General features: G+C 73.7%; 1 protein-coding gene and 1 pseudogene. Both read right to left on the reverse strand.

Annotation, left to right across the window (positions count from 1 at the left end; translation table 11 throughout):
• A pseudogene (locus tag AOK16_RS23760) lies at positions 1-439 on the reverse strand (transporter); the annotation flags it as partial.
• 74 nt (positions 440-513) lie between these two features.
• Positions 514-1,007 (reverse strand): AAA family ATPase (locus AOK16_RS23765; protein ID WP_055474175.1); only part of this gene is annotated, 494 nt, incomplete at its 5' end.

Consider the following 1,007-nt stretch of genomic DNA (forward strand, 5'->3'; position numbering starts at 1 on the left):
CCGCCCGCGCGAGCGCCACGCACACCAGCAGGACCAGCGGTACGGCGACCACTGCCGCCACCACGGCCGCCCCGCCGTGCGCCAGGGCCCCGGCCGAGCCGACGGCGAGGGTGAGCGTGAACAGCGGGCCGATGCCGATCAGCGAGGCGACGAGCAGCGCCGTGACGAGTGGCCGGGGCCGCAACGGCAGCATCACCAGCCGCGTCGGGTCGAGCGTCTCGTCGCCCCCGGGCAGGAACAGCGGCATGACGGCCCAGGCCAGGGCGGCGACGCTGGTCACCGTGATGATCACGGCGGGCGCGTGCTCGCTGCCGCGCAGCGCGAGCAGGCCGAGCGTCTGGCCGGCGGCGAACAGCATCGTGACGGCGAGCGAGAGCACGTACACGGCCCGGCGCCCGGAGGACTGGCGCAGCCCGTTGCGCAGCAGGGACAGCTTCATCCGTACGAAGACGGGGGCGGCGGACGCGGTGCCGGTCCGCGGGGTGGTGACGGTTCTCGGGGTGGCGGTACCGGTCATCGGGCGCCGCCGCCGAGCCAGTCGAGGTCGTGGTGCTCGCCGCGGTCGCCCGCGCCGACCAGCTCCAGGAAAGCCTCCTGGAGCGAGGACGCGCCCCCGCGCACCTCCGTGAGCGGCCCGTGCGCTCTGATGCGCCCGGCGGCCATCACCGCGACCCAGTCGCACAGGCTCTCCACGAGTTCCATGACATGGCTGGAGAAGACGACGGTGGCGCCGGAGGCGGTGTAGCGCTCCAGCACGCCGCGGATCGTCTGCGCGGAGACCGGGTCCACGCCCTCGAACGGCTCGTCCAGGAACAGCACTTGGGGGTTGTGGAGCAGCGCGGCCGCGAGCCCGATCTTCTTCCGCATGCCGGTCGAGTAGTCCACGACGAGCTTGTGCTGCGCGCTCGCGAGGTCGAGTACGTCGAGCAGCTGGGCGGCCCGCTTGTCGACCTCGTCGCCGGGCAGTCCGCGCAACCGGCCGGTGTAGGCGAGGAGTTCGAGCCCGG

Origin of the sequence: Streptomyces pathocidini (assembly GCF_001418495.1) — a bacterium.
GTDB lineage: Bacteria > Actinomycetota > Actinomycetes > Streptomycetales > Streptomycetaceae > Streptomyces > Streptomyces pathocidini.